27 protein-coding genes and 1 pseudogene are annotated in these 17706 nt (G+C 49.9%); 25 read left to right on the top strand and 3 right to left on the bottom strand.

What is annotated here, in order from left to right; genetic code table 11:
• Positions 1 to 215: 215 nt before the first annotated feature.
• The gene (locus AAY72_RS01665) at positions 216 to 1076 is read right to left on the bottom strand and encodes a BRCT domain-containing protein (protein WP_057785343.1); all 861 of its coding nucleotides are present in this window, start codon (positions 1074 to 1076) and stop codon (positions 216 to 218) included.
• A gap of 18 nt (positions 1077 to 1094) precedes the next feature.
• On the bottom strand, positions 1095 to 1817 hold the full coding sequence (locus AAY72_RS01660; protein ID WP_057785342.1) for a S24 family peptidase: 723 nt from the start codon (positions 1815 to 1817) through the stop codon (positions 1095 to 1097).
• 118 nt (positions 1818 to 1935) lie between these two features.
• Between AAY72_RS01660 and AAY72_RS01655 the strand changes: the two genes are divergently transcribed.
• From AAY72_RS01655 to AAY72_RS17000, 19 genes and pseudogenes are all read left to right on the top strand, one after another.
• A complete protein-coding gene (locus AAY72_RS01655) occupies positions 1936 to 2127 on the top strand; it encodes a Cro/CI family transcriptional regulator (protein ID WP_057785374.1) in 192 nt (63 codons plus the stop codon).
• Between the two features lie 23 nt (positions 2128 to 2150).
• Positions 2151 to 2660, top strand: a complete 510-nt coding sequence (locus tag AAY72_RS01650; protein ID WP_057785341.1) for a phage regulatory CII family protein — start codon at positions 2151 to 2153, stop codon at positions 2658 to 2660.
• 573 nt (positions 2661 to 3233) lie between these two features.
• A complete protein-coding gene (locus AAY72_RS01640; RefSeq protein WP_057785339.1) occupies positions 3234 to 4064 on the top strand; it encodes a hypothetical protein in 831 nt (276 codons plus the stop codon).
• Complete coding sequence (locus AAY72_RS01635) at positions 4061 to 4846, top strand: ATP-binding protein (protein WP_057785338.1); 786 nt, start codon at positions 4061 to 4063, stop codon at positions 4844 to 4846. The genes AAY72_RS01640 and AAY72_RS01635 overlap by 4 nt, the downstream gene beginning before the upstream one ends.
• Positions 4843 to 5061: a hypothetical protein gene (locus AAY72_RS01630; RefSeq protein ID WP_057785337.1), complete on the top strand. Its 219-nt coding sequence runs from the start codon at positions 4843 to 4845 to the stop codon at positions 5059 to 5061. Before AAY72_RS01635 ends, AAY72_RS01630 begins: the two co-directional genes overlap by 4 nt.
• A complete protein-coding gene (locus AAY72_RS01625) occupies positions 5051 to 5269 on the top strand; it encodes a hypothetical protein (RefSeq protein WP_057785336.1) in 219 nt (72 codons plus the stop codon). Before AAY72_RS01630 ends, AAY72_RS01625 begins: the two co-directional genes overlap by 11 nt.
• Positions 5266 to 5811: a GIY-YIG nuclease family protein gene (locus AAY72_RS01620; protein ID WP_057785335.1), complete on the top strand. Its 546-nt coding sequence runs from the start codon at positions 5266 to 5268 to the stop codon at positions 5809 to 5811. The genes AAY72_RS01625 and AAY72_RS01620 overlap by 4 nt, the downstream gene beginning before the upstream one ends.
• A gap of 59 nt (positions 5812 to 5870) precedes the next feature.
• Entirely contained in the window at positions 5871 to 7001 is a 1131-nt protein-coding gene (locus tag AAY72_RS01615; RefSeq protein WP_197408355.1) for a site-specific integrase, read from the top strand.
• 79 nt (positions 7002 to 7080) lie between these two features.
• Complete coding sequence (locus tag AAY72_RS01610; protein WP_057785333.1) at positions 7081 to 7377, top strand: hypothetical protein; 297 nt, start codon at positions 7081 to 7083, stop codon at positions 7375 to 7377.
• A complete protein-coding gene (locus tag AAY72_RS01605; RefSeq protein ID WP_057785332.1) occupies positions 7374 to 7823 on the top strand; it encodes a hypothetical protein in 450 nt (149 codons plus the stop codon). Before AAY72_RS01610 ends, AAY72_RS01605 begins: the two co-directional genes overlap by 4 nt.
• Complete coding sequence (locus tag AAY72_RS01600; RefSeq protein WP_057785331.1) at positions 7824 to 8114, top strand: hypothetical protein; 291 nt, start codon at positions 7824 to 7826, stop codon at positions 8112 to 8114.
• A complete protein-coding gene (locus AAY72_RS01595) occupies positions 8114 to 8362 on the top strand; it encodes a helix-turn-helix transcriptional regulator (protein WP_057785330.1) in 249 nt (82 codons plus the stop codon). Before AAY72_RS01600 ends, AAY72_RS01595 begins: the two co-directional genes overlap by 1 nt.
• The gene (locus tag AAY72_RS01590) at positions 8340 to 8678 is read left to right on the top strand and encodes a hypothetical protein (protein WP_156411258.1); all 339 of its coding nucleotides are present in this window, start codon (positions 8340 to 8342) and stop codon (positions 8676 to 8678) included. The genes AAY72_RS01595 and AAY72_RS01590 overlap by 23 nt, the downstream gene beginning before the upstream one ends.
• 59 nt (positions 8679 to 8737) lie before the next feature.
• On the top strand, positions 8738 to 8959 hold the full coding sequence (locus AAY72_RS01585; protein ID WP_057785328.1) for a hypothetical protein: 222 nt from the start codon (positions 8738 to 8740) through the stop codon (positions 8957 to 8959).
• A gap of 71 nt (positions 8960 to 9030) precedes the next feature.
• The gene (locus AAY72_RS01580; protein ID WP_057785327.1) at positions 9031 to 9915 is read left to right on the top strand and encodes a hypothetical protein; all 885 of its coding nucleotides are present in this window, start codon (positions 9031 to 9033) and stop codon (positions 9913 to 9915) included.
• A 142-nt stretch (positions 9916 to 10057) separates the two neighbouring features.
• Positions 10058 to 10558 (top strand): lysozyme, encoded by a 501-nt coding sequence (locus tag AAY72_RS01575; protein WP_057785326.1) that lies wholly within the window; start codon positions 10058 to 10060, stop codon positions 10556 to 10558.
• A complete protein-coding gene (locus tag AAY72_RS01570; protein WP_057785325.1) occupies positions 10548 to 10964 on the top strand; it encodes a hypothetical protein in 417 nt (138 codons plus the stop codon). The genes AAY72_RS01575 and AAY72_RS01570 overlap by 11 nt, the downstream gene beginning before the upstream one ends.
• Complete coding sequence (gene lysC, locus AAY72_RS17010) at positions 10864 to 11154, top strand: Rz1-like lysis system protein LysC (RefSeq protein ID WP_369815326.1); 291 nt, start codon at positions 10864 to 10866, stop codon at positions 11152 to 11154. Before AAY72_RS01570 ends, lysC begins: the two co-directional genes overlap by 101 nt.
• A gap of 4 nt (positions 11155 to 11158) precedes the next feature.
• A pseudogene (locus AAY72_RS17000) lies at positions 11159 to 11317 on the top strand (HP1 family phage holin); the annotation flags it as partial.
• A gap of 9 nt (positions 11318 to 11326) precedes the next feature.
• Here AAY72_RS17000 and AAY72_RS16870 read toward each other — a convergent pair.
• A complete protein-coding gene (locus AAY72_RS16870; protein ID WP_057785324.1) occupies positions 11327 to 11521 on the bottom strand; it encodes a hypothetical protein in 195 nt (64 codons plus the stop codon).
• Between the two features lie 94 nt (positions 11522 to 11615).
• On the opposite strand from AAY72_RS16870, the gene AAY72_RS01560 reads away from it, so the two are divergent.
• From AAY72_RS01560 to AAY72_RS01535, 6 genes are all read left to right on the top strand, one after another.
• Positions 11616 to 12137, top strand: a complete 522-nt coding sequence (locus AAY72_RS01560; protein WP_057785323.1) for a DUF1441 family protein — start codon at positions 11616 to 11618, stop codon at positions 12135 to 12137.
• Positions 12130 to 14232 carry a phage terminase large subunit family protein gene (locus AAY72_RS01555; protein ID WP_057785322.1) on the top strand — a complete coding sequence of 701 codons (2103 nt, stop codon included), beginning with the start codon at positions 12130 to 12132 and terminating at the stop codon, positions 14230 to 14232. The genes AAY72_RS01560 and AAY72_RS01555 overlap by 8 nt, the downstream gene beginning before the upstream one ends.
• On the top strand, positions 14232 to 14435 hold the full coding sequence (locus tag AAY72_RS01550; protein ID WP_057785321.1) for a phage head-tail joining protein: 204 nt from the start codon (positions 14232 to 14234) through the stop codon (positions 14433 to 14435). Before AAY72_RS01555 ends, AAY72_RS01550 begins: the two co-directional genes overlap by 1 nt.
• Positions 14435 to 15904, top strand: coding sequence for a phage portal protein (locus tag AAY72_RS01545; protein WP_057785320.1), 1470 nt, complete (start codon positions 14435 to 14437; stop codon positions 15902 to 15904). The genes AAY72_RS01550 and AAY72_RS01545 overlap by 1 nt, the downstream gene beginning before the upstream one ends.
• On the top strand, positions 15897 to 17276 hold the full coding sequence (locus tag AAY72_RS01540; protein WP_057785319.1) for a S49 family peptidase: 1380 nt from the start codon (positions 15897 to 15899) through the stop codon (positions 17274 to 17276). Before AAY72_RS01545 ends, AAY72_RS01540 begins: the two co-directional genes overlap by 8 nt.
• A 65-nt stretch (positions 17277 to 17341) precedes the next feature.
• Positions 17342 to 17701 carry a head decoration protein gene (locus AAY72_RS01535; protein WP_057785318.1) on the top strand — a complete coding sequence of 120 codons (360 nt, stop codon included), beginning with the start codon at positions 17342 to 17344 and terminating at the stop codon, positions 17699 to 17701.
• Positions 17702 to 17706: the final 5 nt, after the last annotated feature.

Below are 17706 nucleotides of genomic sequence, written 5' to 3'. Positions count from 1 at the left end.
GCGGCCAGAATGGCTGTTAAGCGATCCAGCGGCTGGCGCTTAGTGGTGTTGATGTAGTCTGGTAGTGGTTTCATGGGGTTCACCTACGTTCGTTTCGTAGGTAAAGAGTAGGTTAGCCTACATAAAGTGTCAATAGGTGAGGGAAGGAAAACCTACATTATTTTTTCAGGCAATAAAAAACCCGCCGAAGCGGGTTGATTGGTAAACTGTTTCAGTTAATCCTGAATTGCATCGTGATAGTCATTTTCATGAATGATCATTAAAGGGTGGCCTTTTCGCCTAAGGTTAACGGCCTCCTCAATTTTTCGGCCATAACAAGAGAAAGCCCAGCATCTGTTACCGTTTGCGCCAACTATGAGATAATTAACTTTTGAAGATACGGACTTAACAAAAAAACCGCCGCGATCAATAACCTGCTGAGCTAAATCATTGCGCTTAAATTTAGCAGATTCACCGGTAAAGCAAAAAGTACGGCCATTAAACTCTATATCCGGGCAGCTTGCGCATATCCCGAATATGTTTTCACCATCGACAGTGGGCGAGGTTAGAGTTACGTCATCAGCAAGTGCTGTAAACTCCATAAAAAACTGCAGCAGCATTTTATGTTCTGCTTCATCAATTACACCGTCAGCCATTACTGATGTTATAAGAGAATCAACTTCATCGTATGGCCAAATGGTTTTTAAGCGCTCGTGCTCATTGAGCCAGCTACGTAACCCTCGCAATTCATGCTCGGTAATTTTGCCGTCAGAAGCAATGCCAGCCATAATCCCGTGCAGCCTTTGCATGCTGCCGGTTATAAAGCAGAAATAATCTGATGATGTAAGCTTTTCACATAGCCAAAGAATATTGGAGCGTTCTTCTTCTGTTAGTATGCCGTCTGCAATTGCAGCCTCAACAACTGGTGCGATTTCGTTAAAAGGGTGTCTGTGCAGAACTTCCCGATGTTCGGCTAACCAGTCGTTAAGGAAGTTTGTTTCGTGTTCGTTTATCTTACCATCTATGGCTATGCCTTCGATGATACCGATAAAGTTATTGATGGATTTGTCTAGTCTAGCCTTGGTATTAATACGCATCCGTGCCTCCTTAATTTGCTATCTAAGAACCGAATACCAAAACACCCGCCCAAGCACCTTTACCTCATGGGCCTGTTCTGCCGCGTAATCTTCATCCGGATATTCATCCCGGTTAAAACTGCGCAGCCGAATGCCGCCACCTGGTAAACGGTATAGCACCTTTACCCGCAGCATGCCGCCATGATCAATGGCGTACATATCGCCATCTTTGATTTTGGTGTTAGCGGTATCGATGCCAACGGTAGCCTGATCTGGTAGAACTGGTTCCATACTGTTGCCAGACACAACCACGCAGGCGGCCATATCTGGCTGAATGTTATAACGGCGCAGGGTAGATTTGGCGAACCGCAGCTTAAAGCCGCTGTTTTCGCGCTGCACTATGGATCCATTTCCGGCAGACAACTCAACTTCCTTGTAAAACGGTAATTCTACTTCATCCGGTGAAAGCGGCGTTTTGCTATCCCAGGTATCAAAACTGCCAAGGGTGTAATTGGCAGCTGTGTCTTTTACATAGGCGTGCTTTGACTCTTCATCACCAGAGATCAGCCATTCTGGCGACACTCTTAGCAATTCTGCCAATGCAATAAGGTTAGCCCCTTTTGGAGAGGTGCCATTTTTGCCGATGGTTTCCCAGTTGCTTACTGATACGCGGTTAATACCGCAGTGCTCAGCCACTTTATCCTGAGTAAGTTTCAGCTCTTTACGCCGCTGGCGAATGCGGCTTGCCATTGTCTCGTTCATGTAGGAAAGCCTACACGCAGAACCTAAATCTGTCATCGCAGTTTTTATTGACAAACCTACGTAGTTTAACCTACGCTTATGGGCGTCAGAAATTGCTAACTCCATGCTTGAGGGCTCCATGAAGAAAGTTGATGTCATCAAACACTTTGGCGGTGTTGTTGAAACAGCCAAGGCGCTTGGGATTAAAAGCCAATCTGTATCTGGTTGGCCAGAGGACGTTCCTGAGCTTCGGGCTTTTCAGATTGAAAAGATTACCGGCGGAAAATTAAAAGCTGATTTTTCACCTTTAAAGCATCAGCAAGCCTCTTAATTCAGTTTCAGGATAACAGAGCCATGAGCAATAACACGTTAAAGCCGAAAGGCGTTCCACAGTGCCCACAGGATGCTGCCTACATGCTGGGCAAGCGCCATAACACCAGCGATTTAGCCCGCAAATTGGGTGTGAGCCCGAATGTGCTGGGCAACAAGCTAAACCCTGATCAAGAGTTCCATAAATTAAGCCTGGGCGAGGCAGTGGCCATTACTGAGCTGGCGAATGACGATGCCATTATCGAGACATGGGCAGCCAGCCGCGGCTATGTGCTGGTGAAGATGCCGGATCAAGTCTGCTGTGACGAAGAGCTAAGCGACCAGGTAATGAAGCTTAGCGAAGAAATGGGTTCTGTGATGGGTGAAATTCGCCATGCCCGCGAGGATGGCATTATCGACCCGCAGGAATATGAGCAGGTAACCCAGCGGATTGCCACGGCAATTAAAGAAGCGTTGGCGCTTAAACAGGTTGTAAAGGCTCAGGTTCGGGAGCTGCCGCGCCATCCGTCCACTGTAATTAGCAAAGAGGCCTAAATGACTACGTTCAATATTTCGTTGTTTGTTTACTGCTGGGTGCTGTTCCTGATTTACCTGTGGGCCAGAAAGAACGAACCGGCGCTGCCGTTTTTGGTAAGCCTGGTTATTGCGGTAATTGTGGCCGTAATTTTTTACGCCCCGTTGATTTTGATTTGGGTATTAAATCTGTTTTCTTTGCTCGTGTAGAGGCAACCCCGGCCGGCGGTGGGGATATAACACCGGCAGGTTATGACAGTGGGCCCAACCTCCGACATTGTGCATAGCCGGGCAGCCTGGGAAGACAGGCGGTATTAACCTGATCACTGAGTGGATGCTGGTCAATCCGAGATACCAGCCAGTGATTAGGTTAATGCGTTGCAGTGTAGCGCAGAGTAGTGCAGTTGTTTTGTGTCCCGGCCACTGGGTTAAGTTGCAAGCCGTTTAGCGCGGCAAAAGACTGACAGCCGGGAAAGACCGGCACCAAAAGAAAAGCCCCGATTCGTGGTCGGGGCCGTGGTAACTAACTGAAATGGAGTTAATCACCGTTGAAAAGTTTAACCCTTAACCAGCCAATCAGCAACAGGAAATAGCATGGCCAGAGCACGCAATATTAAGCCAGCATTTTTTCTGAATGATGATCTGGCAGAACAAAACTGCGCTTTAGGGCGCCTGCTGTTTATTGGCCTGTGGACACTAGCCGATTACAAAGGCGATCTGGAATGGCGGGCCGGTCGCATTAAGGCTCAGCTACTACCCTACGACGAGTGCGATATTAAACAACTCGCGATTAATCTGGATAAATCTGGATTTGTTCGGTTTTACTCGGACGGCGAAAGAATACTGCTGAACATACCGAATTTCGAGAAACACCAGAACCCACACAAGAACGAAAAGGCTGGTGGTAGTGAAGTACCAGCCTATAGCGCAACCATGCGCCAAGCTATTGATTTAACAACACTCACGATTAATCGCGATTTATCTGGATTAAAACCAGAGCAAAACGGAACTGCTCCTGCTGATTCCCTCTTACTTGATCCTGATTCCCTCTTACTGGATCCCTTAAAAGATATTCGCACCGCTGAAGCGGATGCGCCAAAACCTGAACGTGAAAAACCGGCAAAGGATCTGGATTACAGCGAGTGGCCAGCCATGCCAAGCCAGCAGGTGCTGAAAGACTGGTTAGCGTTTCGCAAGAAAAAACGCGCCGAGGTTAACCAGACGGTAATTAACCGCTTTGCCCGGCAACTCCGCTTGGCCTGCAACGCCGGCTTTAGCGTTGACGACTGCCTATCGGAAAGCATGGTGAAGGGTTGGACGGGTTTTGAATACGAGTGGATGGTTAACGCCAGGGCGTCCCCCAGCAAGCGAACGAACAAGCCACACACGTTTGAAAGCCAACAATACGAGCCGGGGGTTTTATGAATTTTATTAACGAGTTGCCAGAAAACATACCAGTAAACCACTGCCGTAAACACGGCGATTACCAAACCCGTTACACCCAGATCATGGGCCGGTACCTGGTTAACGACCAATGCCCTGAATGCATTGCCGAGGCGAACGCGGCCAAGGCCGTTGAAGAGCAGGCCGAGCAGAAACGCCAGGCTGCCGAGTTGCTGCGCCGGCAGCGGCTGGATGCCGGGGTGTCGTTACGTAACCTCGATGTGCGGTTTGAAGATTTTTTTGCCAACAGCAAAGAGCAAATTGCCAACCTGCAGGCAGTGCAGGAATTTACCAGCACGGTCGGCAATGGCGGGCGTGGCAACCTGGTGATGTGCGGTGGCGTGGGCACCGGTAAAACCATGCTGGCCAGCGCTGCGGTTAACTCCCTGCTGGTTAAGGGCAAGCGTTGTCGCATCATCAAACTGATTGACCTGATCCGCGAGCTAAAGGACACCTGGCGCCGCGGCTCTGACACGAACGAAATTAAGCTGATCAAGCATTACGCGACCATCGATTTGCTGGTGCTGGACGAAGTGGGCCTGCAGTTCGATAGCGACACCGAAAAGCTGTTTATTTTCGATGTGATCGACGGTCGGTACCAGAACATGCTGCCAACCATCCTGATCAGCAATTTGGATATTACCGGCGTTAAGCAGGCCATTGGTGAGCGTGTGGTAGACCGTTTACGCGAGGATGGCGGTAAGGTGCTGGCATTCCGCGGTAACAGCCAGCGCAAGCCGTTTGACTCAGTAGCGGTGGCATGACCGATTACAACCTATACGCCAAAAGCCGCGCCGAGCAAGACGCGGCATCGGCCGATACGCTGGCCTGTTACTGGTTATACCGGTTACGGGCTGGCGAAATGACAAGGCCCGAGATTGAAAAGCGCCTACGCGAAATGACGCCAGAGCAACAGCAGCTGCACCGTGATGCGCTGAATCGTAATAAACATAAATTTAAGGTACCAAGTGGCAAATAAAGACCAGTTTATAAAACACATAAAAGCTGCACTGGACGAAGTGGCCAGTGCCAAAGCCGCGCTACAGCCCATGCCTGCAGATGGTGATAAGCCACCGTTTACCCTGGCTGACCAGCTGGCTGATTACCTGATCGACATCGATTGCAAGCTAAGCGGTTATGCGCGCATTGCCGAACTGAATGATTTGGATATGGAGATAGGGCTGTGAAAGTTAACCCTTGGAATCTAATGTCGCCAGAAAAAAGGAGAGCTGCAATTGAAAAGTCGGTTGCGGCACGGCGTGAAAACAAGGCGAAAAGAGATGCAGACAGGCTGGCAACAAAGCAAGTGCATGGATCCTTATCCGAAAAAGTGTTAGCGCTTACTGAGGAACTATCTCAGCTATCTCAAATTAAAGCGCTTAATTCGACCAGTAAAAGCTTAAGCGGCGATTACCTTTTAACTGCTGAATCAATAATTAAAGCATCTATGCCATTTAGAAAAATATGTGGCGTTTACTTCCTGATATCCGGCGGCGCTATTGTTTACGTTGGGCAGTCGGTTGATGTTTTAACCCGCCTTGGCACACATGAAAACTTCAGATCTTTTGACTCGTACGCTTACATCGAGGTTGAAAAGCCTCATTTAGACTTGGTTGAGTCACTCTATATTCATGCCTTTAATCCGCCCTTGAATGGCGATTTTGGTAATGGCTGCAAGCAGGCGCCTATCTCACTAAAAAACATACTGGCAATGGTGAGTGATAAATGAAAAGCATCAGGACTGCTATAACCGAATCCTCAATTAAATCGTTTGCTCAGGATCTGAATGTGGCCGAGCTGAACGATAACAAAAGCCCTTTGCAGCTGCGGTTTCATAAATGCAGAACTAAAGCCACATGGGTTGTGTTGGATCGCGAAAAGGGTCGTTCATATCGCCACCGTGTCGGTTACTGGCCGGTTCTGAAGTATAAAGATGCCTTATCAATGGTGCCGGATGTTTTAAAGCGTATTGGCAAGGGCGCTGATTTACAAGTTAGCAGCTTTGTGGCCGTAGACGAGGTTTTGAACTGGTACTTAGACCGGGTTAGCAAAGAAACCGTTAAAAGCCAGAGTCGTCGTAAAGGTGTTACCAGTGCGATTAAATTACACCTGCTGCCAAGATTTGACGGCATTGTTATATCTAATCTGAAAAAGGCGGTTATTGATCAGTTGCTGATAATCCCGCTACAAAATGCGGCTTTAAAGCCTTCCACTATTCGCCAGTATTTCGCAGTGCTAAAGCGCATTTTTGCAAGTGCTGCTGAGCTTGATCTGATTACTGTTAACCCTATGGCTGGCATGAAGTTTAGTGATCATGTGCAAAAGCGCATTGCACCAAAGTTCAGCAAATTACATGTCCAGGACATAGGTCGTATCGCCAGCCTTGCAATGGCATTACCCATAAGAGCAAAAAATTTAATCATGTTTATGTTGCTGTTCGGTACCCGCATAGGTGAGACCAGGCAGCTGCGTTGGAGTTATATCGATTTCGATACCAGGCAAATTGTAATTCCAGAAAAGATCACGAAAACAGGAGTGGTGCATGTACTGCCTATTACCGACTTTGCTTACGAATTGTTGCAGGAGTTTGAGCAGCATAAAACCGGCCATTATTTGTTTGGTGGTAACGATGCACTTACGGCCAGTGAGGCAGACAAGCAAATCCGAGCCATTTCAAAAGGTAGATTTAGTGCCCACGATTTACGCAAGGCCGCCCGTAGTGCATGGGCTGAGATTGGCATCGATTACTGGGTTGCAGAAAGACTGCTTAACCATAAACCGAAGGGCTTGGATTTAGTTTACATCCATGCTGACTCGCTAAAGCTCAAGCGTGAGGCTTTAGAGCAGTACCACTGCTGGATTAAAGAGGGGCTTAAATCGAGCCAGATTGCAGCCGTAGAAAATAACGAAAAACACTAGCCGCCAGTGTTGATGCGGCATTTAGCGAGATTTGGCGTTTTTTAATATGGAACACGCCAAAAGCAAAAAGGGGCAGGAAATGAGTGAAGAAAAGCAGCAGCATGACATATACCGCATGGCAGTAGAGCAGGGTTGTAACTGGCCTAAATGCGGTTGTCAGGTCCCATCCAGAGACTGTAATGGTTTGACAGGGCCAGCAAAAAATAAGGCCTTTGAGCAGAGCACCTGCGATAAACGGCCTTTGGCTAACGGCTTTGATTGGGAGTTGCAGCAAGCTTTGATTCATTTGCGTAACGCCATGTCTATGACAGATAGCCGCCGTTCGCATTTGCTTATTTCGGCATCTACTATCGTTAAAGGGGTTAAAGAATCGTGATAGTTATCGGTATTGATCCTGACTTAACTGCCAGCGGTGTGGCCGTTATACATAACGGCAGAATACTTGAGCTGGATAGAATTCCTTTTACGGGAATGACCAAATGGTTAAGTTACCAGTCTGCGCTTAATGACTTGCTGATAAAAATTGAGGACCCAAACCTTATAAAGCCAACTTTCCCACGCATGATGCCAACAGCCAGGAATAAACAAGCGGTTAGTAATCGCATCAGCCAGAACGTAGGGCAGGTTAAAGCTGTGGCAACGTTGCTTATTGAAACCATTACAGCAGCAGGTTACCAGGTCAAGTGCTGCCGGCCATTAGTTGGTGGTCACAAAGCCATGTGCAAAAAAGATGCTGCTTACTTTAATAAGCTAACCGGCTGGGCAGGGCGCAGCAATGAAGATTGCCGCGATGCGGCGTTGATAGCATTGTTTGGGGTGTAAATGGATCTGGTCTGGTTATTTATTGCTACTGCCGCCAACGTATTCTTGCTGGGTGTGAATAGCCAGTTCGTGCGAGATCAGCGAGTGGCCATGTGTTTTATGATCAGCTGGGGTATTACTGGCGCGCAGTTTACCTTTACTCGAGTAGTGTCTGCAGCTGATAACCCGGCAGTGGCATTCTGGGTAAGCGGTTGGGCCGGTGCCATTGGTATTTGCAGCAGCATCTATTTTTACCGCTGGTTTCACCCGCGGTACCAGAACTGGTCAGCTGGTAAAGGGTGGTGCAGATAATGCGTGATCATGGCCCGCACGGCGGTTTGATATTAAAGCTGATTCGGGAGCGAATTGGCTTTACCCAAGAGCAGGTAGCCGAAATGGTGGATATACCACTGCGTACCTACCAGCGCTGGGAGGCCCGCCAGAGTGAGCCAGAGTTCGGTACCGTGTTTGTGATCTGTGAGTGCGTGTTTAAAGTCGAATTGTTGGACGCAATAACGATAGCCAGGGAGTATGAAAGTGAACGTAAAAGAGCTGGATAAATTACTGCAAAGCTGGGGTAAGTTCTGGGCGTCGCGTGAGTCGCTGCAGGGCTATGCCAGCACCTCTGTTACCGAACGCTGTTGCCAAGTAATGCGAACTGGCATCTGGGCCAGCTCGGATAAGCACTTATTTAGCCACCAGGCAGATCAGGTATACGTTCCCGAGTGGGTTAAAGATATCGACCGCTGTGTTGAGCAACTACCCACACCGCAGCGCCTGGTTATCAACCGCCGCTATATAAAGGCAGTGAGGCTAACCAATACAGAGAGGATCGCGCTGTGGCATGCTCAGGCGCAAATATTATCAGTTTACTGATTTGACACTGTTTACACCTGATTTATATTTTATCTATATTCCTGATCAGGTGTGCAAAGATGCAGATAGTCGAAGAAACGGAAATCCTCAACGAGCTAAAGCGCTGGCGTGATGTAGGCAGCAGCTTTCACCGGTTAATGACCATTATCAAAACAGGCAACCAAATTTGTGTTGCCATACCTCGCTACGTCGATGGCCAATTGATATCCACCGGTACCAGCCACAGCAAATACGAATCAGCCTATGCTGAGTTCGGGCGGTTGATTGATAAGGTTAAGTAGTTTTGGTGGTTGATTTTCTAATTTAGATCCATCATCTTTGCGGCATATATCTGCGATAAGGACTTTGCTGCATGTCTGATTACTTTGACTCGTTTAAGCTTTTTCTCTACGAGCGCGTTTCAAACCCGCTGGTTACTGCATTTGCATTCTCATGGTTGATTTTCAACTATGCTTTTTTCTTAATGGCATTTTCTGGTGATGATGCCGCCATAAAATTAACGATGATCTCAAGCTATTATGAGTCTCCAGACTGGATTGGTATATCAAACTTGTGGGGCCGTGGTGTTTTTTATCCACTTGCTTCTGCACTTTCTTACATTTTTGTATTGCCTTGGATTACTAAAAAAGTAGTTAAATATCACTACGAACACTCTACTGACATAAAAAACATAAAGTCTAGAGCTGAGGGGGAGATCTTAGTTACAAATAAAAAAGCCAGTGAGTTTAAGGCTCAATATGAGGTTGCAGAGGCTAAGATTGATGAGTTGATGAGTAAAAACAAGTCTGATCAAAAAGCGCATCAGGAGCAGCTGAATTTAGCTAATGGGACAATTCAAAAGCAATTAAAGTCAATTAGTGAAAAAGATTATGAAATTGAAAATCTCAAGAAGAAACTGATTAAGCTTGAGCTGGACTTAAGTAAGTCAAGTAAAGATATTGATGACTTACAGACTCTGATAAAAAACCATGAGTTTGAAAAAAATCTAATTGATGAAGAGTTGAAGAGTGTTAAAGGTGAACTTGAAAAGGCAAGACTTTCTAGTAATGGCGCTTATTTAAGTAATAATTTAACCTTACAACAAGGCGCTCTGCATGCAGCGAGTATTGCTCAGCAATATCAGTCACATATAAATTCACTTAATAAATTAAAATCTGGTGATGCTTATACAAAGTTTGAAAATGAGGAGAGCTTTGGTAAGTCAACTCGATCTACAGAAGACGATAAAAAGAAATAAAAAACACAACCCGCCATTTTTGGCGTGTTTTTCCCCAAAAAAAGCGGCTATATTTCGCTAAGCTTGCACGAGTTGTAAGCATTACCAGCGCAATCAAACCTCGGTCCTCAGCCGGGGTTTTTCTTTTTCAGGGCTACCCAAAATGAAATCCATCGCAGCACGTTTAAGCGCGCTGGGTTTGGCAGGTGTGCTTGCCATTTCCGGCGGGTACATTGCTATGCATGAGGGTGAGGTGCTGGGGTCTTACGTCGACCCTGTCGGGATCATGACGGCATGCTATGGCAGCACTGGTAAACATGTGGCACCAGGGCAAACCTTTAGCCAGGACGAATGCCTGTATATGTTGGCTGCCGATCTGCAGCTGCACAACGCACAGCTAATGCAGGCCGTTAAGGTGCCTCTTAGTGAGGGTGAGCACGTTGCTTACCTCAGCTTTCATTACAACGTGGGTGCTGGCAGCTTCCGTTCATCTACTTTGCTTCGGTTACTAAATGCAGAACAGCGGGTTGATGCATGCCATCAGCTAAGCCGCTGGGTTTATGCCAATGGAAAAAAATTGCGCGGGCTAGTTAAACGCCGGCAGCATGAATTGGAAATGTGTTTGCGCGATCTGGATTTAAGGTTGGCAGCCAATGCTAACTAAGTTTAAAAGCTATTCGATTTTGGTTTTGCTTTTAATTGTGATCGGTTTGGTTTCGGTATGGAAATCGGATCGGGCCAGTTACGAATCCAAAATCAAATTGCTTTCAGATGCAGTTCAAACCAAAGCCGCATTGGTTTTGGAATTGAATTCAAACCTAAACCAATTGCAATTAGAAGCAGATCGACTCCGAAAGGAAAGGCAGTTCGTATCTGAATTGAATTTGAAATACAAAGCGGATCTGGATCGGATTGAAATGCAATTCGAGTCCGAACTGGAATCCATTCGAAAACTGAGGCAAAGCGAAAATGAAACCGTTCGGGTTTGGGTTGATACTGATTTGCCTGCTGATGTTGCTCGGATGCTCAAGTACACCCGAGCCACGGGTAATAACAGTAACGGTAACTAAACCCTTGCTGCCGCCACAGGAGTTCATGCAGCGGTGCCAGGTGACAGAGCGATACATTGTTGAGACTAACCTCGACCTGTTGAATTACGCCAAGCAGCTTGAGAAGCAGATAGAAAGCTGTGATGCCAATACTAGCCGGTTAATCGAATGGTCCGAGCGTATGAGGACCGAAACAAGTGCTAACAGATAAGATAATGAGTCAGACCATGGAAAGAACAGTAACAGGCGTAAGCTACGGAGTGAGCGGTACTACAGCACTCGGCGGTGCGCTGTCTACTAACGACATGGCGCTTATCATAGGTATCTTACTAAGTGTGCTGACCTTCGTTATCTCATGGTTGTACCACCGCCGGCGTCATCGGTTAGAGCTTGAGCAGCACGAGTGGCGCCGCCAGCAGCACCTTCTGCAGATGCAGCAGCTGCAGGGTCGAGATCAGACCACTGGTCAACTGGTCAACCAGTTGGGGGTAGGGGACCCCACCGGACCCGACCGCCCCCGAGGGGGCGAAGAGGCGCGGTGAAGCAATTTTTTTCCGCTTTTTAATGTGATCCACCACAAGTGGCCGGATCCTTAGTCAGCACAACGGCTGGCAGGCTGCGCGAGTTGCGCATTTGTTAGCAAAAACAACTTAACAAGATGATCGCTATGGCATGGGTACATTACACAATATCGATGATGCCTATGCGTGGTCCATCAGCCGGATTGCAGAGGCATTTAACCTCGACCGGCGTACAGTATCAGCCAGGCTAAAGGATAGCCGGGTTGAGCCAGCCGGGATCCGCAAGGGGCACCCGACTTACTTATTAAAAGACATTGGCCCGGTACTGTTTGGGGAAACCCGAACGGCAGTACCTGGTGACTTGCTCGACCCGGCACAGATGCCGCCGAAAGATCGCAAAGACTGGTACCAGTCGGAACGCGAACGGTTAAAGCTGGAAACAGAACTTAAAGAACTGGTACCGGCCACTGAGGTTGCCCGCGGGTATGCTGACCTGGTGAAAGCGGTCGTGAATCCGCTCGATAGCCTTATTGATGAACTGGAATCCAAAGTTGGGTTATCCGGCAATGCGCTGGATCGGGTGCAGCTGATTATCGACAACATCCGCGAACAAATGTACCTGAACGCTGTTAAAGGCGGTGCGGATCCGGAACTGGCTGACGAAGATGAGTAAGCTCGGTGATGCTCAGGCCATTAAGCGCGATGTGGCCAGCCTGCTAAAACCGCCAGTGCGCATATCGGTATCCGAGGCAGTGCAGGAGCATGTCAGGGTAAAGCTTGCCAGCGGCAACTGGGGCAAGTGGGATATCGAAACCACGCCATATATGCGTGAACCGCTCGATATGCTCAGTAGTCGCAAATATCGCGGCCTGATCTTTGTTGGTCCGGCGCGAACCGGCAAAAGCCAGGCGCTGGTCGACGGCTTTATTGGCTACGATGTGAAATGCGACCCCAGCGATATGCTGGTGGTGCAAATAACCAAAGAAAAAGCCGCCGAGTTTAGCAAAAAGCGCATCGGCCCGATGCTGGATAACTCACCGGATCTGCAGCCGCTGTTAAGCCCCCGGGGCCATGATAACAACCTACACGATAAGGTGTTAAAAGCTGGCAACTATCTCAAGATAGCCTGGCCGGCAAAGTCTATTTTCGCCAGCTCTGAGTGGCGGCGTGTAGTTATCACCGACTACGACCGCACAGCAACCCTGCTCGATGTCGAGGGCGAGGGTAGCGGGTTCGATTTGGCTCTGAAGCGTACCCAGTCGTTCCGCAGCCGCGGCATGGCCGTAGCTGAAAGCAGCCCAGGTTACGAAATTATTGATCCGGACTGGTTCCCAAACCCAAGCAAGCCGCACGAGTTTCCGCCAACAGTTGGTATTGGCGCACTATATAACCTTGGCGATCGCAGGGTGCTGTATTGGCCATGCCCAAGCTGCGGCGAGTTTTTCCCGGCAAACTGGGAATACTTGCGCTGGGACCAAAACGAACCAGACATTCGCAAAGCCAGCAGATCGGTAACCTGCTATTGCCCCCACTGCAGCGATAGCGAGATCCGGCAAACTGAAAAGCACAGCATGATGATGCAGGCACGCTGGGTGCCAGAAAACTGCAGCATCAATGCCGCAGGTGAAATCAGCGGCGAACCGATTGATACCGACTTTATCAGTTACTGGATGCAAGGCCCCGCTGCCAGCTTTCAGAGCTGGGAGCAGCTGGTTTATAACTATCTGCAGGCGGTAAAAGACTTTGAAGCAACAGGCAGTCAGGAAAAGCTTAAAGCAACCATCAACACTGACCAAGGCCGTGCGTATAGCTATCAGAAGTCAGACCGCAAGCGCAGTTCTGAACGACTGGCCGAGCGCGCCAAAAGCACCACTAAACGGCACGTACCAGAGGGCGTACTGTTCCTGGTGGCCTGCGTAGACGTTCAGGCCGGTAAAGACCGCCGCTTTGTGGTACAGGTGCACGGTAACAGCCAGCACGAACGCTGGGTGATAGACCGATACAACATCCGACAGTCAGCCCGGGTAAAAGATGAAAACGCCGAAGATCCGGCAGAGCGCTACCACCAGATAGACCCCGCAGGTTATCCGGAGGATTGGCAGCAGCTAAGCAAACTGATACTGGATCGCGGTTACCCGTTGGAAGATGGCAGCGGCCGTGAAATGCACGTACACCTGATGGTATGCGACCACGGCGGCGAAGATGGTGTGGCCGATAACGCCTACAGCTATTACCGCCAGCTGCGCAGCGAAAGCCGGCACCACAAACTGATGCTGGTAAAAGGCGGCAGCAAAGCGCAGGCCGAAATGGTCAAGATCAGCTATCCGGACAACACCAAACGCGCCGACCGCAAGGCCGCTGCAAAGGGTGATGTGCCGCTGCATATCCTGGCTACCAACAAGTTAAAAGACAACGTAAGCAGCAAGCTGGAACGCGAAACCGAGGGAGCAGGCTATATCCACTTTCCGGATTGGCTTGGCAACTGGTTTTATGAAGAACTGACAGCAGAAAGCCGCGATAGCCAGGGCTGTTGGGAGCGCAGCAACAAGAAACGCCCAAACGAAGCCTGGGATTTACTCTGCTACAACGAGGCTGCCCAGTATCAGCTGCAAACGCATAAGCCGAAATTCTGGCAAAGCCCGCCGCGCTGGGCACAGCCATGGCAAAACAACATCAACGTTTATCATCCCGAAGAGCACAACAAGGCACCGGCAGCAAAAGCTGTGCAGGCGGCCCCACGGCAACGCCGGGTAAGGTTTAGATCCTAATGTACAGCCAAGAGCAATTGCAGGAACTGAAAAACGCCTACGCCAGCGGCCTAACCAAGATCCGCCTGTCTAGTGGTGACGAACTCAGTTACCGCAGCCTGGAAGAAATGGAAAAGGTGATCCGGCATATCGAGCAGCAACTAAACCCGGCACCAAAGCGCCGCCGTGCTGGCTTTGTCTTGCGCGTTAATAAGGGGCTGTAATGGGCTATCGCAGATCACCAATACTTGGCCCGAACGGCCAGCACATAGTCGTGTTTAACAGCGCCTATCAGGGAGCCAGCCAAGGGCGCCGCATGGGTGGTATCTACGCCCCAAGCATGGGCGTAAACACAGCCTTAAACTATGCGCTGCCAGAGCTGCGCAATCGCAGCCGCGCCGGCCATCGTAATATGCCACTGTTACGCAGTGGTATTGAAAAGAAAGTTACCAACGAAATCGGCATAGGCATTACGCCCCGGGCGCTATGCAGCGCTGTTGAACAGCGTAAAACCATTAACGATCTGTGGACCGAAAGCTGCTTTCAGTTTGATGTAGAAGGCAACTTAGATGTTTACGGCATGCAGGATCAGATCGCCCGTGCGCGTCGCTTGTCTGGTGAATGTTTTATCCGTGTTCGCTATCGCACCCCAGCCAGCGGCCTGCTGGTACCAATCCAGTTCCAAGTGCTGGAAGCCGATTTTGTGCCGCTCGATTACAACCAAACGTTACCAAATGGCAACCGCATTCGTGCCGGTATCGAGTTTAACCGCCGTGGTGCCCGAGTAGCCTACTGGATGTATAAGGAGCACCCTGGCGAAAGCGACAGCCAGGCATCACTGGCCGACCTGATCCGCGTACCAGCCAGCGAAGTGGCGCACCATTATCACCCGCGCCACCCCGGGCAAATACGGGGTGAGCCAGACGGCGCGGCCGCCATGGTTAAGGCCTACACCTTTGACAGCTACGACGATGCCGAGTTAACACGCAAGCAAACCCGCGCCCCCTTTACCGGAGCCATTTACCGTGAAGAGTTTGGCGAAGAGGACTGGCTGTTTGACCCAATCACCGGCGAAGAACGCAGCCCAAACAGCATAATGGAAGGTGGCCAGGTAGACCCCGGCACCATGCTGGCACTATTGCCTGGTGAGAAAATCGATTTGTTCAAAGGCGACGACACCGGCCAAGGTTACAAAGACTTTATGCACTGGCAAGCCATGCTGCAGGCAGCAGGGCAGGATCTGCCATACGAACTGCTAACCGGTGACTGGGAAAAAGTAAACGACCGCCTGGTGCGCGCCGTGCTTAACGAGTTCCGCCGCCGCATTCAAATGGACCAGTGGCACCTGATGATCCCGCAAGTATTACGCTGGATGTACAAACACTGGCTAAACCGCGCCGTACTGTACGGTGCCATTAATTTACCCGGCTACGCCAACAACATAAACGACTACCACAAGCACAGCTGGTGTCCGCATGGCTGGCCATACATTAACCCGAATATCGATGTAGAAGCCAAGCTCAAAGCTATCGATGGCGATCTGCTATCGCACGAAGATGTGGTGGCAGAGCAAGGCGACGACCTGATCGACATTCAGGAACGCAACAAGGCCGCCCGCGAACGGCGTGGTGGCGTACCAGTACGCCGTGGCGTAACAGAAGAAAATCAACAGCGAGTGCAAAACGATGAGTAATTACCAGATGATCGCCGCCGCTGCGCTTAACAAGCCGCTGGCCATGGAAATTGGTTATGCGCGAGTGTTTTTTAGCGCGCTGGGTTTGCGACTGGGCGCCGAATCACTGGTAGACGCACAAGGCCAAGAGATAAGCCGCGATGGTATGAAAGCCGTGGCTGATAGCTACGTACATCCGGTAACCGGTGAATACCGCCACTATGAAATTGTTGATGGCGTAGCGGTGTTACCCATCCACGGCGCGCTGGCTCATAAAACCGGTAACGTGCGGCCGAAAAGCGGCCTGCAAGGTTACGATGGCATTACCACCATGCTTAATCAGGCCCTGTCGGATCCGGATGTAAAAGGCATTTACCTGGACAATCACACCCCAGGTGGCACCGTTTACGGCGCCTTTGATACCGCCGATGCCATACGCCGTGCTAACGCCATTAAACCGGTATGGGCCATTGCCAACGATATGAACTGCAGCGCTGGCCAACTGTTGGCGGCTGCAGCTGGCCGCCGGCTGGTAACTCAAACTGGTACAGTAGGCTCGATAGGTGTAGTTGTAGCACACGCTGATTATGAAAAGCACCTAGAAGCAGCAGGTATCAAAATCACGCTACTGCATTCTGGCAGCCATAAGGTAGAGGGCAACCCATACCAGGCGCTACCCAAAGACGTAGCTGCCCGATGGCAGGCTGAAATTGACGAAACCCGCTTACAGTTCGCCAGCAAAGTAGCCGAATACACTGGCCTGTCACTGCAAGCTGTGCTGGATACCGAAGCCGCCACCTATAGCGGCCAATCCGCCGTGCAAATTGGCCTTGCCGATGAACTGGTGCACAGCGCCGACGGCGTAGCCATGCTGGCAGAACACTGCCGCAACCTAAGTAAAACCCTAACCATAGGAAACACTAGCATGTCAGTAGCTAACCCCGCAGCAGCAGCTGCAACACAAAGCGCTGCCCCGGCAGCCACTGCACAAACGGCTGCACCAGCAGCAGAAGCAACCACTGAACAAACCCTGGCGGTAACCACTACCGAAACTGCAGCCAGTGCCGAACTGGTAGTAACCCTTTGTGCCGATGCCGGCATGAGCGACCAGATCGCTAACCTGGTAAAAGCCAAGCTAACCGAAGCCGGCGTAAAAGCCCGTTTATCAGCACTGGGTGGTGTACGTGACGCCTTGGCCGCAGCAGGCCTTGGCCATGCCTTTACCGAAGTCTCGGCCAAAATTGACGATCCAGCCGGTATGCTGCAAGTGGCGTTAACCCACGCTACCGCCCACAGCGAAGATAAAGAAGTTGCCGGCCAGCGTGCAGTAAATGCCGCTCAACCAAAACAACCAGATCCAAAATCAGCCTATTCCGACCCAAGCCGCTTATAAGCGGCTTTTTAATAACGCCCATCAGGGCCCAGTAACCACGCCCGCCGGGCAATGAGGACACAACCATGTCAAATGTACAAGTACAGCTGCCCCGCGCCGGGCAGTACATCAAAAGTGAAGTAGGCTCTATCAGCCGCGATACCATTATGTTTTCCGGTGGGAAGTTTTTACCCGGCGAGCCGTTTGGTGTTGTTGCAGGTAAAGCAGTAAAGCTGGATTTTGCCGCTGTCACTGGTGCCGAATTAGCAAAAGGCATTACCTATGCCTACGTAGACGCCACTGCCGCTGATGTTAAAGGGGTATTTACCGCCCGTTTGACCGAAGTGAATTTGCAAGAATTAACCTGGCCAGATGGCGCAACCACCGGTCAGGTACTTGGTGCTGTGGAAGAACTGGCCAAAACCTACATTGTAGTGCGCGGCTAAACCAC

The organism is Alishewanella sp. WH16-1 (genome assembly GCF_001441695.1).
Lineage (GTDB): Bacteria > Pseudomonadota > Gammaproteobacteria > Enterobacterales > Alteromonadaceae > Alishewanella > Alishewanella agri.
Note: the sequence above shows the minus strand (reverse complement) of the source record. Positions and strands in the feature narration are given on the sequence as shown.

What these genes read in the sequence shown, in the direction of transcription:
- AAY72_RS01665 (WP_057785343.1), bottom strand. Translation starts at nt 1,076, where the DNA reads ATGCGTATTAATACCAAGGCTAGACTAGACAAATCCATCAATAACTTT.
- AAY72_RS01660 (WP_057785342.1), bottom strand. Translation starts at nt 1,817, where the DNA reads ATGAACGAGACAATGGCAAGCCGCATTCGCCAGCGGCGTAAAGAGCTG.
- AAY72_RS01655 (WP_057785374.1), top strand. Translation starts at nt 1,936, where the DNA reads ATGAAGAAAGTTGATGTCATCAAACACTTTGGCGGTGTTGTTGAAACA.
- AAY72_RS01650 (WP_057785341.1), top strand. Translation starts at nt 2,151, where the DNA reads ATGAGCAATAACACGTTAAAGCCGAAAGGCGTTCCACAGTGCCCACAG.
- AAY72_RS01640 (WP_057785339.1), top strand. Translation starts at nt 3,234, where the DNA reads ATGGCCAGAGCACGCAATATTAAGCCAGCATTTTTTCTGAATGATGAT.
- AAY72_RS01635 (WP_057785338.1), top strand. Translation starts at nt 4,061, where the DNA reads ATGAATTTTATTAACGAGTTGCCAGAAAACATACCAGTAAACCACTGC.
- AAY72_RS01630 (WP_057785337.1), top strand. Translation starts at nt 4,843, where the DNA reads ATGACCGATTACAACCTATACGCCAAAAGCCGCGCCGAGCAAGACGCG.
- AAY72_RS01610 (WP_057785333.1), top strand. Translation starts at nt 7,081, where the DNA reads ATGAGTGAAGAAAAGCAGCAGCATGACATATACCGCATGGCAGTAGAG.
- AAY72_RS01600 (WP_057785331.1), top strand. Translation starts at nt 7,824, where the DNA reads ATGGATCTGGTCTGGTTATTTATTGCTACTGCCGCCAACGTATTCTTG.
- AAY72_RS01595 (WP_057785330.1), top strand. Translation starts at nt 8,114, where the DNA reads ATGCGTGATCATGGCCCGCACGGCGGTTTGATATTAAAGCTGATTCGG.
- AAY72_RS01585 (WP_057785328.1), top strand. Translation starts at nt 8,738, where the DNA reads ATGCAGATAGTCGAAGAAACGGAAATCCTCAACGAGCTAAAGCGCTGG.
- AAY72_RS01580 (WP_057785327.1), top strand. Translation starts at nt 9,031, where the DNA reads ATGTCTGATTACTTTGACTCGTTTAAGCTTTTTCTCTACGAGCGCGTT.
- AAY72_RS01575 (WP_057785326.1), top strand. Translation starts at nt 10,058, where the DNA reads ATGAAATCCATCGCAGCACGTTTAAGCGCGCTGGGTTTGGCAGGTGTG.
- AAY72_RS01570 (WP_057785325.1), top strand. Translation starts at nt 10,548, where the DNA reads ATGCTAACTAAGTTTAAAAGCTATTCGATTTTGGTTTTGCTTTTAATT.
- lysC (WP_369815326.1), top strand. Translation starts at nt 10,864, where the DNA reads ATGAAACCGTTCGGGTTTGGGTTGATACTGATTTGCCTGCTGATGTTG.
- AAY72_RS01560 (WP_057785323.1), top strand. Translation starts at nt 11,616, where the DNA reads ATGGGTACATTACACAATATCGATGATGCCTATGCGTGGTCCATCAGC.
- AAY72_RS01555 (WP_057785322.1), top strand. Translation starts at nt 12,130, where the DNA reads ATGAGTAAGCTCGGTGATGCTCAGGCCATTAAGCGCGATGTGGCCAGC.
- AAY72_RS01550 (WP_057785321.1), top strand. Translation starts at nt 14,232, where the DNA reads ATGTACAGCCAAGAGCAATTGCAGGAACTGAAAAACGCCTACGCCAGC.
- AAY72_RS01545 (WP_057785320.1), top strand. Translation starts at nt 14,435, where the DNA reads ATGGGCTATCGCAGATCACCAATACTTGGCCCGAACGGCCAGCACATA.
- AAY72_RS01540 (WP_057785319.1), top strand. Translation starts at nt 15,897, where the DNA reads ATGAGTAATTACCAGATGATCGCCGCCGCTGCGCTTAACAAGCCGCTG.
- AAY72_RS01535 (WP_057785318.1), top strand. Translation starts at nt 17,342, where the DNA reads ATGTCAAATGTACAAGTACAGCTGCCCCGCGCCGGGCAGTACATCAAA.